This window comes from Richelia sinica FACHB-800 (genome assembly GCF_014698825.1).
Classification (GTDB): Bacteria; Cyanobacteriota; Cyanobacteriia; order Cyanobacteriales; family Nostocaceae; genus FACHB-800.
Genome location: NZ_JACJTT010000002.1, coordinates 138,187 through 152,825, shown reverse-complemented (window position 1 = coordinate 152,825; position 14,639 = coordinate 138,187). Strand labels below are relative to the sequence as shown.

General features: G+C 41.6%; 9 protein-coding genes. 7 read left to right on the top strand and 2 right to left on the bottom strand.

All coding sequences use genetic code 11. The features are described 5' to 3' along the window. The first annotated feature begins 146 nt into the window (after positions 1–146). From H6G73_RS02495 to H6G73_RS02485, 3 genes are all read left to right on the top strand, one after another. Positions 147–3,008 carry a cation-translocating P-type ATPase gene (locus H6G73_RS02495; protein ID WP_190601365.1) on the top strand — a complete coding sequence of 954 codons (2,862 nt, stop codon included), beginning with the start codon at positions 147–149 and terminating at the stop codon, positions 3,006–3,008. 164 nt (positions 3,009–3,172) lie between these two features. Continuing rightward, on the top strand, positions 3,173–4,303 hold the full coding sequence (recF, locus tag H6G73_RS02490; protein ID WP_190601364.1) for a DNA replication/repair protein RecF: 1,131 nt from the start codon (positions 3,173–3,175) through the stop codon (positions 4,301–4,303). Between the two features lie 425 nt (positions 4,304–4,728). Continuing rightward, positions 4,729–5,142, top strand: coding sequence for a hypothetical protein (locus H6G73_RS02485; RefSeq protein ID WP_190601562.1), 414 nt, complete (start codon positions 4,729–4,731; stop codon positions 5,140–5,142). 328 nt (positions 5,143–5,470) lie between these two features. Here H6G73_RS02485 and H6G73_RS02480 read toward each other — a convergent pair whose 3' ends face one another. Further along, complete coding sequence (locus H6G73_RS02480) at positions 5,471–5,932, bottom strand: MgtC/SapB family protein (RefSeq protein ID WP_190601363.1); 462 nt, start codon at positions 5,930–5,932, stop codon at positions 5,471–5,473. Positions 5,933–6,251: 319 nt separating this feature from the next. Here H6G73_RS02480 and H6G73_RS02475 point away from each other — a divergent pair, with 319 nt between their 5' ends. Continuing rightward, positions 6,252–8,567 carry a putative PEP-binding protein gene (locus H6G73_RS02475; RefSeq protein ID WP_190601362.1) on the top strand — a complete coding sequence of 772 codons (2,316 nt, stop codon included), beginning with the start codon at positions 6,252–6,254 and terminating at the stop codon, positions 8,565–8,567. Positions 8,568–8,731: 164 nt separating this feature from the next. Here the strand turns inward: H6G73_RS02475 and H6G73_RS02470 are convergent, their stop codons facing one another. Continuing rightward, positions 8,732–9,748, bottom strand: coding sequence for a ribose-phosphate pyrophosphokinase (locus H6G73_RS02470; protein WP_190601361.1), 1,017 nt, complete (start codon positions 9,746–9,748; stop codon positions 8,732–8,734). Between the two features lie 947 nt (positions 9,749–10,695). On the opposite strand from H6G73_RS02470, the gene H6G73_RS02465 reads away from it, so the two are divergent. The 3 genes from H6G73_RS02465 to H6G73_RS02455 all read left to right on the top strand — a co-directional run bounded on the left by H6G73_RS02465 (position 10,696) and on the right by H6G73_RS02455 (position 14,529). Then, positions 10,696–12,411, top strand: coding sequence for a serine/threonine-protein kinase (locus H6G73_RS02465; protein WP_190601360.1), 1,716 nt, complete (start codon positions 10,696–10,698; stop codon positions 12,409–12,411). A gap of 74 nt (positions 12,412–12,485) precedes the next feature. Continuing rightward, entirely contained in the window at positions 12,486–13,175 is a 690-nt protein-coding gene (gene bioD / locus H6G73_RS02460; RefSeq protein WP_190601359.1) for a dethiobiotin synthase, read from the top strand. Positions 13,176–13,287: 112 nt separating this feature from the next. After that, positions 13,288–14,529, top strand: coding sequence for a M20 metallopeptidase family protein (locus H6G73_RS02455; RefSeq protein WP_190601358.1), 1,242 nt, complete (start codon positions 13,288–13,290; stop codon positions 14,527–14,529). Positions 14,530–14,639: the final 110 nt, after the last annotated feature.

The window sequence follows — 14,639 nt, the reverse complement described above, 5'->3', positions numbered from 1 at the left end:
AAAATTGGTGAATAAATTGGCAAATGTCAGTAATTAAACCTAAACTGTTACAACGTGGAATTTTCCACCTGTAACTTGAGTTAATGGTTTTCCTGCCATCACTCAATTATGATCGAATTTTGTAACCTTTTCCTGTAACCTACACGATGTCTGCTCATTCTTTGCCTGAAGGTGCCTCCGCTTGGCATAGTTTAGAAGTTGATAAAGCGCTAGACCTGCTTGATAGCAATGCAGAGAGTGGCTTAACATCCCAAGCGGTTGAACAACGTTTCCAAAAATATGGCCCCAATGAATTGGAAGAACAAGGTGGCCGTAGTGCTTGGGAAATTCTGCTGGATCAATTCAAGAACATCATGCTTTTGATGTTAATTGCTGTAGCACTCATTTCTGGGGGTCTAGATTTGATGGCTTGGCAAGCAGGTAATTTAAAGCCCGGTGAAGTGCCATTTAAAGATACCATCGCGATTATGGCGATTGTGGTTCTGAATGGCATCCTTGGTTATGTCCAAGAAAGCCGTGCGGAAAAAGCCTTAGCAGCCCTGAAAAAACTATCTTCTCCCTTAGTGCGAGTCATCCGCAACGGCAAAATGTTAGATGTCGCAGCCAAGGAACTTGTACCTGGAGACATAATGCTGCTGGAAGCTGGGGTACAAATAGCGGCTGATGGCAGGCTAATAGAACAATCTAATTTACAAGTGCGAGAGTCAGCCCTGACTGGGGAAGCAGAAGCAGTAAATAAGCAGTCAACAATCACATTAGCAGAAGATACGTCCTTAGGCGATCGCCTGAATCTAGTTTTTCAAGGTACAGAAGTCGTCCAAGGACGGGGTAAAGTGATCGTCACCAACACCGGAATGCGGACAGAGTTGGGTAAAATTGCTGCCCTATTGCAGTCGGTGGAAAATGAACCAACTCCCTTACAACAACGCATGACTCAATTGGGGAATGTGCTGGTAAGTGGTTCTTTGGTGTTAGTAGCTATTGTCGTGATTGGTGGCATTATCCAAGCTAGAGGGTTTAGTAATCTACAAGACCTGTTGGAAGTGTCCTTAAGTATGGCGGTGGCGGTAGTTCCTGAAGGTTTACCCGCAGTAATTACCGTGACTCTAGCCTTGGGAACCCAGAGGATGGTACGCCACAATGCCTTGATTCGCAAACTGCCAGCGGTGGAAACTTTAGGGTCTGTCACTACCATTTGTTCCGATAAAACCGGGACTTTAACCCAGAACAAAATGGTGGTGCAGTCTTTGTATACCAATGATCAAAGCCTGCGGGTCACGGGAGAAGGTTATGCCCCTGTTGGTGAGTTCCAATTAAGTGGAAACAAAGTTGAAGTAGAAGAATATCCTGCCATTCCTTCCTTGTTAGTGGCCTGCGCTGCTTGTAACGATTCCGTATTACAAAAGGAAAAAGGGGAATGGGTGATTTTAGGAGACCCCACAGAAGGTGCTTTAGTTACCCTGGCGGGGAAAGCTGGTATTGAAAAAGACCAATGGAATAGTAAATTACCTCGTGTTTCTGAATATCCCTTTTCTTCAGAACGCAAACGGATGAGTGTGGTATGTCGGGTGGAAGCCATTGCCACTGGTGAACCATCGATGACATCCGTAGACCCAGCGATCGCTAGTTTTGTGGACTCCGAACCCTACTTAATGTTTACCAAGGGTTCACCAGAGTTAATCTTGGCCCGTTGTACTCGCATTCAGTTAAACAATCAAGCTGTCCCTTTGACTGAAGCACAAAGAGGACAAATTCTGGCAGAAAACGACAGTATGGCCAGTAAAGGTTTACGGGTACTTGGCTTTTCCTATAAACCCCTGATGGCAATCCCCCCAGAAGGTGAAGACGAAGCATCAGAAACTGAATTAGTGTGGTTAGGATTGGTGGGAATGCTGGATGCACCAAGGCCAGAAGTCCGGGATGCGGTGCAAGAATGCCGGGAAGCGGGAATTCGTCCAGTCATGATTACAGGAGACCATCAACTAACAGCAAAAGCGATCGCTGTAGACTTAGGCATTGCCCAACCTGACGATAGAGTCCTGAGTGGTCAAGAATTGCAACGGATGAATGACCAGGAACTAGAGGCACAAGTTGATTTAGTCAGTATCTACGCCAGAGTTGCCCCAGAACACAAACTACGCATCGTTCAAGCCCTACAACGTCGCGGTAGATTTGTGGCTATGACCGGCGACGGTGTGAACGACGCACCAGCCCTCAAGCAAGCAGATATTGGTATTGCTATGGGTATTACCGGTACAGATGTGAGCAAGGAAGCTAGCGATATGGTACTGCTAGATGACAACTTTGCCACTATCGTCGCCGCTACCAAGGAAGGTAGGGTTGTTTACACCAATATTCGCCGCTTTATTAAATACATCCTGGGTAGTAACATTGGGGAAGTATTAACCATTGCTGCTGCGCCAATTTTAGGCTTAGGTGGTGTACCTCTGACTCCTTTGCAAATTCTCTGGATGAACTTGGTGACAGATGGTTTACCTGCTTTAGCCTTAGCAGTAGAACCCCCAGAACCGGATGTGATGAAACGTCCCCCCTTCAGCCCCCGTGAGAGTATTTTTGCTAGGGGTTTAGGTTCCTACATGGTTCGCATTGGGATTATTTTCGCTATCATTAGCATTATCCTGATGGAATGGGCATATTTTCATGCCAAAGCGGTAACAGGAGAAGGATTAGATCCAGAGAGATGGAAAACAATGGTGTTTACTTCTCTATGTATTGCCCAAATGGGACATGCTATTGCCATTCGTTCTAATAATCAACTGACAATTGAAATGAATCCTCTTTCTAATCCCTATGTGTTAGGGGCTGTAATTGTCACCACGATTTTGCAATTGATGTTAGTTTATGTTCCACCCCTGCGAGATTTCTTTGGTACTCACTACCTGCCTTTAGATGAGTTGGGTATTTGTATTGGCTTCAGTGCTTTGATGTTTGTGTGGATTGAAGGAGAAAAAATCTTCTTCCGATTAATGGGTAAGAGAAGTGTCTAGAAAGTAAAATTTGCCAATCCCATTTTAACTATCAACCTGCTTACCTCCGGCAGAAAATAAAAGTTAATTTCTGCTTTTTCTTTGTTACTTTCTGAATTGAAAATTGAAAATTAGAATCCAATTTCGGTTTTTAATTTTTAATTTTTAATTTTTAATTGTTGAATATGTACCTCAAAACCCTACACCTCCGACAATTTCGCAATTACCAAGACCAAAAGGTTGAGTTTGCTGCTGCCAAGACAATTTTGGTGGGTAATAATGCTCAAGGTAAATCAAATTTGTTGGAGGCTGTAGAATTATTGGCAACATTGCGATCGCACCGGATGGGACGCGATCGCGATTTAGTCAAAGAAGGGGAGTCTACAGCCCAAATTAACGCCACCCTAGAACGATTTAGTGGTGTAAGCGAGTTAACCCTGACACTACGTCGTCAGTCCCGTCGTAGCGTCGCTATCAATGGAGAAACAGTCCGTCGGCAAATGGACTTTCTCGGTATTCTCAACGCCGTCGAGTTTTCCAGCTTAGATTTAGAATTGGTGCGTGGTGGCCCTGATGGTCGTCGTAATTGGTTAGATACTCTACTGATTCAACTTGAGCCTGTCTATGCTCACCTACTTCACCAATATCATCAAGTTCTGCGTCAACGCAATGCCTTTTTAAAACGCCATCTTGAAGCCCCTGCCAAGTCCTTACAATCAGAATTAGCGATTTGGGATGCTCAGTTAGTCACCGCAGGCACAAGGGTGATTAGAAGACGCGATCGCGCTATTCAAAGACTAGCACCCATTGCCGCCGCTTGGCACGCCAGTATTAGTGGTAGCACAGAAGTATTAGAAATTAAATATGCACCTAATATCTCCGGGGAAGAAAATCAACCAGGAGAGATAGAACAAGCTTTTTTAGGCAAAATTCAACAGCGGTTTATTGCTGAGTTAAATCAAGGAACTACTCTCGTTGGTCCTCATCGAGATGAAATCGAATTAAGCATTAATCAAACACCAGCACGTCAGTATGGTTCCCAAGGTCAGCAAAGGACACTGGTGTTAGCATTGAAATTAGCAGAATTACAATTAATTGAGGAAGTTGTCAAAGAACCACCCTTATTATTATTGGATGATGTATTAGCGGAATTAGACCCCTACCGTCAAAACCAATTGCTAGATACTATTCAAGACCGCTTTCAAACTTTGATTACCACCACTCATTTAGGTTCTTTTGATTCCCAGTGGCTCAAATCTTCGCAAATTCTATTTGTCAAAGCTGGGGAAATTTCTTTTCCAGCCGCTATTAGTTAATTCAACTGATATTTTATTAGTGAATTTACTGATAAAAATCAATCATTAACCATAGCAGACTTACATTTTGTGACTATTTTCGGTAAGATTGCTGGATATAAAATTAGAATTTACGGGCATTATATAAACATGGGAAACTCTATTAAAAGTTGGTCTTCTAGTATAGCAGGTGACGGGTGACAGAGCTAAAAGCCTTTGGGTATCTTAGTTTTAGCTGTAGTTAATGTCCTAACTAACTTGTATACGGCTATATAGAAAATATGCAATTTATCTAGGTTATAGCAGGTGACAGGCTTGGCAGTGAGTTTCAACTATGCTCAACTACCGCTTCAGCTGAAGAAGAACAGGTAACAATGTGAAAAGACTTGTCACGGGCGATTGCTATATGTGATTTATTCAAATTTTATGTAAATTTTATGATTTATATGTTGCCACGTAAACAAATTTTTAATGCTGAAGAGATTGCTTTATTAGGTTCTTCATTAAGAACAATTGAGCCAAAACTGCTCAAACAATCTCAACATGAAGGTATAGAAAGAATTTGGTTACAAGGAGGAGAACCATATTTTGATGTTTTTTTAGAATTACAACATAATGAAATTATCTGGTTTCAATTTACTTTGCGTGGTAAATCTGTTTCTTGGCATAGTCAACAACCAACATTACAAACAGGTGTTACCAATGAATTAAATATAGACGATGTGAGCTTTTACGCAGCCAGTAAAACAGTTGCTAATGATGCTGCTAGTGATTTAGAATTTATTAATTTAGTTAAATCTATTTTGGATACCAGATCAGAAGAAGAAATTTTCGCTAAGGTGTTACGCCTATTTAAATAATGTAGGCGATATTTTTAATCATATAAAATTTGATTACATAAAATTACCATATCAGGACTTACGCAAAATACCTCTCAAACCCTCTTTCCTATCCCTACGGGACGCTACGTGTTATATTAGCGAAACTTTTGCTTTAGCGATACGTGGTTCATTATTCTGTGAATTGTGCGTAACTCCTACATATTTAAGTCATCACCATTTTATGTGAGACTGGACAAAATCTAAAATCTGTGAATTGAAACATCTTTATCTGTGTGTATCTGCGTTTATCTGCGTTCAATTATTCCCTGTAGCTTCACATGCAGATCCACTAACTTAATTTCACCAATTAATCATCAAATCGTTCCAAGCGTTTTAAGAAGTGGAGAACAATCAGCGTCAAACCAGCACCAGCTAGTCCTAAACTCCACAAACCACAACCCGCAGCAATTCCTAAGGCCGCTGTCACCCAAATAGCTGCTGCTGTTGTTAAGCCATGAATTTCTAATGATTGGGATTTCTGTGAGGAAGAACGTAATATTTCTCCGGCACCTAAAAATCCTACTCCCGCAGTAATGCCTTGAATAACGCGACTGAGAGCATCTACATTGACTTGCTCTCCACTAAGTTGGATATTAATCAAGGTAAATACAGCCGATCCCAAACTGACTAACATGTGAGTTCGCAAACCTGCTGGTTTGTGCTTCAGTTGACGTTCTAAACCAATCATTGCACCAATTAATAGAGCAAATAATAGTCGAACACAGATGTTGAGCCAATTATTGTTGGTCAGATAGTCTGAGTTAATCAAGTTATGGTTGGTAAATAAATATTTTGAAAAATCAAGTTAATTGGTAATATAGTTACAAAAAATTATAACTCTTGCATTCGGAAAAATCAAAGAATCATTATATTTTATCGTAATTTGCCAGATTTAATCATAAACTTAATAATTAAGGGAATGCTGCTAAATTTAATTTAAGAGAGTCGTCATGATTAACTGTGATTTTTTTGATAAGGAGGGCTAATGTAAGGGGGGGAATTTTCTCAGCTAGTCAGTGAATTGAAAACTGACAAAGGACAAAGGACAAAAATAAAAGAAAACTAATAACTCACACATTACTAATTGAGTGGAACAACTCTACTGGCTTGACCAAATTAAATTACAAGACCGCTCCCAAGTAGGCGAAAAAGCTTTTCAGTTAAGTAGAATTAGCCACCGAGGCTATCCAGTAGTGCCTGGTTTTGTAGTTTCGGCAGGAGTTTTGCGGCAATTTCTAGAAAACCTCAATAGTTCAGAGTCGTTAGTAGCTGATTTACCTGATTCTTCATTACATTTGGATGTAGCTAACTGGCGACAACTCCAGCAAGTAGCTAGCAAATTACGTCAAGAAATTGTGTCTGCTGCTGTTCCTGAGGAATGGGTGAATAGTATTTTTCAAGCAGCAAGCACATGGCAAAAAAATTGCTTGATTTTTCGACCGACATTGTCCATAGCAACTGGAACTCAGAGTGTGGGAAATATTTCTGGGTTACTGGAATCTGTGTTTTGTCGGTGTTATGAAGAAGCGATCGCTTATGCTCTCAAGCATACCTGGAGTCAGTTATTTCGAGCCAGAAGTCTATTGTATTGGCAAAGTCTAGGCATCAGTCTACATACCATTAATTTAGCGGTATTAGTACAACCAGTAGAAAATGCGATCGCTTCTGGTGTGTTGAATGCTAATTTATCTGAGTGGGAAATTCAAGCCGCTTGGGGATTAGGATTGGCCATTACTAATGGCGACGTTTTGCCAGATATTCACTCCGTTCAACCAGACAACGGACTAGTGAGAGAAAAGAAATTAGGCAACAAAATGCTGGCTTATTGTTTAGATGATGATTCATCTCCATCCCAGTCAGTATTAACAGTAGAAAAAAATTGTTTAGTTACCTATCTCCTAGCAGAATCCCAACAAAAACAGCAGGCGCTATCAACAGAATATTTATCACAGGTAATTGGCTTAGGCCATCGGTTGATGGGTGAATTGGGGACAAATTTCCAAATGAAATGGACAATCACCGCAGCAAATCCAGTCCCTCAACTTTACATTACCCAAGTTAATGCTCCCCAACCTGTTATTCCCAATTTAAAATTTATTAAAGGTATTGGTGCGGCTAGAGGTAGGGTCATATCCACTGCCCATATTATTCTTGACTCCCAACCTAAACCAACTCAAATTCCCAAAGATGTGATTTTGGTGGCACCAACAGTGACTCCTGATTGGTTTCCCTTGCTTCAGAATGTAGGGGGAATTATTACAGAAAAAGGCGGATTAACTAGCCATGGGGCAATTTTGGCCAGGGAATTGGGTATACCTGCTGTGGTCAGTTTGCCAGATGCCACCAAATTATTAGACCCAGGAGAGAAACTGTTAATTGACGGGGAAAGGGGAGAAGTCTATCGGATGGAGGAAGAACCATTAGTAGGAAAGACACAGGAAATAATATCTTCTCCTCCTTCATTTTCCATCTCACCTCAACTCCCAATTATTGCCACTCAACTATTAGTAAATCTCAGTCAACCCAGTTTAGTTGAACAAGCGCAAAAGTTGCCTGTAGATGGAGTGGGATTGTTACGCTCAGAGTTGATGATGTTAAATATTCTGGAGGGTAAACATCCCGTAGATTGGCTATTAGCCGGAAAAAAAGCAGAATTATTAACAGCCTTATCTGAGCAGATTTTACAATTTGTCCGTAGCTTTGCACCTAGACCAGTATTTTATCGTTCCTTAGATTGGCGATCGCCTGAATTGCCATCTTTCCATGATAGTTCTCGACCTGCCACCACCTCAATGCTAGGTGAACGGGGAGTTTTTAGTTATATCCGCAACCCGGAAATTTTTGAATTAGAACTCCAAGCCTTAGCAGATTTGCAAACCTTAGGTTACAGCAACATCAATTTGCTCCTACCCTTTGTCCGCACTGTAGAAGAATTTGAGTTTTGTCGTCAGAAAGTAGAACAAGCTGGACTAACTCAAATACCCCAGTTTCAACTATGGATGATGGCAGAAGTTCCCAGCGTCTTATTTTTATTGCCAGAATATATCAAAGCTGGCGCAGCAGGAATTTCCATTGGCACAAATGACTTGACCCAATTAATTTTAGGCATAGATCGAGAACAAGGCAATTTAGCTAAAAGCTTTGATGAAAGGCATCCAGCGGTGATGAGTGCTATCGCTCAATTAATTAAAATGGCTCAAGCAGGGGGTATTCCCTGTTCTATTTGTGGTCAAGCACCAGCCTTGTATCCAGAAATTATAGATAAATTAGTTGAATGGGGAATCACCTCTATTTCTGTAGAACCAGAAGCAGTAGAGAGAACCTATAGAGTGATCGCTCGCGCTGAACAACGCATCATCCTAGCAGCAGCAAGGCAGCAACTGGAACAGGCTAAAGGGGAATAAAAATAAAAAATGAAGGACTGAAGCTGCAAAATTCTACACTTGACACTTCATCCTTCACAATGGAATTCTGGAAAAACCCAAATTTTATAGCCGTAAACAAAGCAGTCAGGACATTAACTAAAACTTAGACACCCAAAGGTTTTTAGCACTGTCACCTGCTATAATTAGCGAAACATACTACTTACGGAACTGTCTTCGTGAATACGCCAGATAGTTTCCCCTAGAAGATTAGCAACAGAAAGCACTACCAATTGTGGAAAACGCTTGCTTTCAGGAATAGGAATTGTATTAGTGACAATGACTTCTTCAAACACGCCACTGGACAAACGCTCTACTGCTGGTGGCGAAAATACTGCATGGGTAGCACAGGCATAGACTTGACGTGCCCCTTCCTGCCTGAGTAGTCTTGCACCTTCAGCAATTGTGCCACCAGTATCAATCATGTCATCTACCAAAACAGCAGTTTTGCCTCTGACATCACCGATGACGTTTAACACTTCAGCCACATTATGGGCTTGACGACGCTTATCAATAATCGCCAAGGGAGCATCATTGAGCTTTTTGGCAAATGCTCTCGCCCTAGCCACACCACCCACATCAGGAGAGACAACGACTAAATCAGGGAGTTTTTTACTGATGAGATAGTCTAGTAACACTGGTGAGCCGTAAACATGATCAAAGGGTATATCAAAATAACCCTGAATTTGTGCTGAGTGTAAATCCATTGCCAGAACGCGATTAGCACCTGCTTGAGTAATCAAGTTGGCAACTAACTTGGCAGTGATAGATTCTCGTCCTGCCGTTTTTCGGTCTGCACGAGCATAACCATAATAGGGAATTACTGCGGTGATTTGCCGTGCGGAAGCCCGACGACAAGCATCAACCATAATTAATAATTCCATTAAGTGATCGTTCACGGGTTGACAAGATGGTTGGATTAAATAGACATCACAACCCCGAATCGATTCCTGGATTTGAATATAAATTTCTCCATCCGCAAACCTTTTGCGAATCATGGGTCCCAAGTCCATACCCAGGTAACGAGCTACTTCTTGGGAAAGTGGTACGTTGGCAGAGCCAGAAAACAGCCGCAGGCGATTATTTTCAGACATTCCTGTTGCAGCTGGCTGCACCTGTAAAGTTGCAGAACTGAGCACAGCAGATCCTCGAAGTGCGTTCATGGCAATATTATCATCAGGGATTTAGCAGATTTCATTGAGAGAGAGTAAACAAAACATCATGTGATTTTTGTTCAATCTTTCATACAAACTTGAAATATTTCTCCATAGAATTAACATTCATTTACTAATTTCTTCATCTGGGGAAAACATACTACTGAGGTTGTCACTGACGTGGTTTACGTCAAATAGCTTCAGAGTTACAAGTTTGTGCATTGAAGTAACCTGCCCAAATCTCTGAAATTGTAATCTGGTAGGTTACTTACTCTACCCGCTGTTTTTGAACCGAGAGCCATTTATACACACATAAAGTGATATTTCTGGCCAATCTCAGATGAAATAACAACGTTTGATTTAGCACTAAAGGTGCAATTAATCATTTTATGATAATAGGGGCAAATTAATAAACTAGACAATTTTAATACGAGATATTTATGTAGCAAATCAAAAAACCTATGGATTGACCCTATTAAGTAAATCTTAAAAATCCCAGACTATTTTAGCGTTTAGTTCAAGTTTTGGAAATAAAGGTGAGAACTGTTCGGTTATACCTACTGTAAATAGGCGATCGCACTACTTGATCTCAACGCCATAAACTTTACCTTTTTTTTATAAATTTGCTGTTCTCAAAGTGAATTAGTTGGGCAAAATTTCACACCTGTTGGTTAACTATCTGTGAAAAACAACTTTCTTTGTCAGTTGCTGCCGATTATCGTTGAGCTACACTACCCTAGATGATAGCTGACTTGACTTTTAGCAGCTACGGACATCTCAGAGGATGGCATAGCTGAGGGCGGTTTTTTCCAGACATACTTAGTATACACTTCCCTCCCGTAGCATAACTGAGGACAATTACTGAATCCACTAGAAAACACAAAAAATCATGTTGTGGATATTTGCTCCTTTTGCTAACGTCTACCTCAGTTGCTATTAAACACAATCTATCGATTATGCAACCACCGTTTTCAGTTGGTACTATCCTGCAAAATCGTTATCACCTGCTTCAGGTTCTGGGACAGGGAGGATTTGGTAGAACCTATCTTGCAGAAGACCAAAGACGCTTTAATGAACTTTGTGCCATTAAGGAATTAATTCTCACATCAGGAGTAGAGAGTGCCAATAAAGCACAGGAACTGTTTGAGCGAGAAGCAGCGATTTTATATCAAATCGAGCATCCCCAAGTGCCAAAGTTTCGGGAAAAATTTGAACAAGAACGACGTTTGTTTTTAGTCCAAGACTATGTTCCCGGCCAGACTTACCGTACCTTATTAGCTGAACGGCAAGCACTGGGTCAAACTTTCACAGAATCAGAAGTTTTGCAATTTTTACGGTCTTTATTGCCAGTATTGCAATATCTCCATGGTCAAGGGATTATTCATCGCGATATTTCACCGGAAAATGTGATTTTGCGTTCTAGTGACTCCCTACCCGTGTTATTGGACTTTGGAGTAGTGAAGGAATTAGCCACTAAATTACATTCTTCCAGCCCCACACCAGTGACAACGGTAGGTAAATTAGGTTATGCACCCAGTGAACAAATGCAAACTGGTCGAGTTTATCCTAGTAGTGATTTGTATGCACTAGCGGTGACAGCAATTGTTTTGCTGACCGGGAAAGAACCTGCACAATTATTTGATGAAAATAAACTAAGTTGGAATTGGCAAAAATGGGTAAAAGTTGATCCCCGATTTGCTGGCGTTTTGCAAAAGGCCTTAAATTATGTGCCAGGGGAAAGATATCAAACTGCTAGAGAAATGACTGAAGCCTTAAACGCTTTAGGCCAACCTATTGTTAACACCCCAGAAGTTTCCTATATCCCTACTGTTGCAGTTGGTCATCGTCCTGAACCCAAGCCACCAGCAGCTACCCAACCTCCCCCTGTTATTCCACCTAGTCAAAATAACTCGGCTTTAGATAATCCTTTGGTAGTGGGTCTAATTAGTTCTGTGGTGGTCATTTTAGCTGGAGTTGGTTCTTGGTCCTTGGTGAGTTCCCTGCGTAATCCTGGAAGCAAACCTTTAACACAACGCACACCTCAATCTTTTCCATCACCTTTAATTAGTGGTGGAGTTACCATTACTCCCTCACCAGAACTGACACCCACTCCCACACCAACTACAACGGAACCGTTAGTTTACAATAAAGTCCTCAACTTTGATGCTGCCAACACAGCTACAGTTACGGATACTATTAAGTCCAATGAAACAGTTCAATACAGTTTTCGGGGTAAAGCGGGACAACTATTAACTGTATCCATTGACCAATCGAGTGGTATTTTATTGACTGTGTTAGGGCCCAATGGTCAACCCATTGATCGCCAATCTCAACAAGTGACTTCCTATGCAGGAACCTTGTTAAATAGTGGTAAATATTTGATTCAATTAAATCTACCTGCGGATGTACCTGAGGCTAGCTATAGCTTAAATGCGGTGTTAGAAAACCCTGTCAAACCAACACCGACTCCTAGAGAAACTAGTACACCTCAAGAGACTGTGACACCAACTCCGACTCCCACTCCCACACCAACTCCTACACCGACATCAACTCCTACACCCACACCAACTCCTACACCCACACCAACTCCCACTCCCACTGATATCCCAGTTGAAAATAACGACCAATCAACGGATACAGCACCAACACCTCCGGTGAGTGGCGGCAATTAAAGCTAAATTATGGATATGCCCTGGATATGTTGACTAGGGCTATGTCAATTATGTAGTAATTATTGGTAAGTAAGTTGTTAAAGACATTACTGATTGCGGGAACAGATACAGACGCTGGTAAAACTGTTGTGACTACAGTCATTGCAGCCTATTGGCAAAAACATTTTCCGCAACGTAGTTTGGGGATTATGAAACCGATTCAATCGGGGGTAGGCGATCGCGAATGGTATGACAATGTATTTAATCTCGGACTATCATTAGCCGAAATTACACCCTTGTATTTTCAAGCCCCTCTAGCACCTCCCATTGCTGCGGCTAAGGAAAATCGGACTGTGGATTTAGCTGTAGTTTGGCAGGCTTTGTTAAGCTTGCAAAAGCAACGGGATTTTCTGTTGGTGGAATCTTTAGGGGGGTTGGGTTCCCCGGTGACAGATGAATTAACGGTGGCTGATTTAGCCGCGGAATGGCGTTTACCGACTATTTTAGTTGTACCAGTGAGATTGGGGGCGATCGCTCACGCTGTAGCTAATGTAGCATTGGCTAGGCAAGCACGTGTCAATCTGCAAGGAATTGTTCTCAACTGCACCCAACCCCGCACAGAGACAGAAATAGCTGATTTAACCCCACCGGAGTTAATCACCTCATTTACTCACATCCCAGTTTTAGGTTGTTTACCCTATTTAGAAAATCGTACTGATTTAGAAAAACTGGCCCAACTTGCATCTAATTTAGATTGGGAAACATTGTTTTTTCAAAACGAATAACTTCTCATATCCCAATCATCCAGCCTCCAGAAATTCCTGGCAAGGGATCAGGGTATATTCAACAGAAATAGGATAACCTCAAGTTAACTAGCTTAAATAGGTTGTCTTCATCATGGTTTCTACCTTTCCTCATCCCTCATCTGTCAATCTCTCCCATGTGCGATTAGAAATTCGCTCCTTACAACCACAATTGGTAGAATGGCGACGACATATTCATCAACGACCGGAGTTAGGTTTTCAGGAAAAACTGACTGCCCAATTTATCTCCCAAAAGTTGCAAGCATGGGGAATTGAGCATCAAACGGGAATTGCGGAAACGGGAATTGTAGCCATTATTCAAGGGACAAAAGCTGAAAGCAATCAGGTATTAGCTATTCGTGCGGATATGGATGCTTTACCCGTTCAAGAACAGAATGAAGTTCCCTATTGTTCACAGCATGACGGTGTAATGCACGCCTGTGGCCATGATGGACATACAGCGATCGCTCTAGGTACAGCATACTATCTCCAGCACCATCGTCAAGACTTTGCTGGGACTGTGAAAATTATCTTCCAACCCGCAGAAGAAAGTCCCGGTGGTGCTAAACCCATGATTGCAGCTGGTGTCCTGAAAAACCCAGATGTTAATGCCATTATTGGATTACACCTGTGGAATAACCTCCCCTTGGGGACAGTGGGAGTTCGTCCTGGTGCATTGATGGCGGCTGTAGAATTATTCCGTTGTACTATTTTCGGTAAAGGTGGACATGGGGCCATTCCCCATCAAACAATTGACTCTGTAGTGGTGGCAGCACAAATAGTCAATGCCTTACAAACTATTGTGGCTCGTAATGTTAACCCTATTGATTCAGCAGTGGTGACAGTGGGAGAACTTCATGCGGGAACAGCTGTAAATGTCGTTGCTGACACAGCCAAAATGGGCGGAACTGTTAGATATTTCAATCCTGATTTAGCCAATTTTTTTAAACACAGAATTGAGCAAATTATTGCTGGTATCTGTCAAAGTCATGGCGCTGATTATGAACTAGATTATATCAATCTGTATCCACCAGTAATTAATGATCCCACCATGGCAGAATTTGTCCGTTCTGTGGCTGAAGAGGTGATAGAAACACCCATTGGTGTTGTGCCTGAATGTCAAACTATGGGTGGGGAAGATATGTCATTTTTCCTGCAACAAGTACCCGGTTGCTATTTCTTTCTAGGGTCTGCCAACCCAGCTAAAAAATTAGATTATCCCCATCATCATCCCCGATTTGATTTTGATGAAACAGCTTTAGCTATGGGTGTAGAAATATTTGTCAGATGTGTAGAAAAGTTCTTGAGCAGTCATCAGAATGAATGTTCGCACTAACTTAGTGCAAAATATTATATCTATTCCCATACCAGTCATAAGCAGTCATCATTAAACGCAGATGGGCGCAGATAAACGCAGATAATTTTGTATTTCATGAGCCTAAGAAA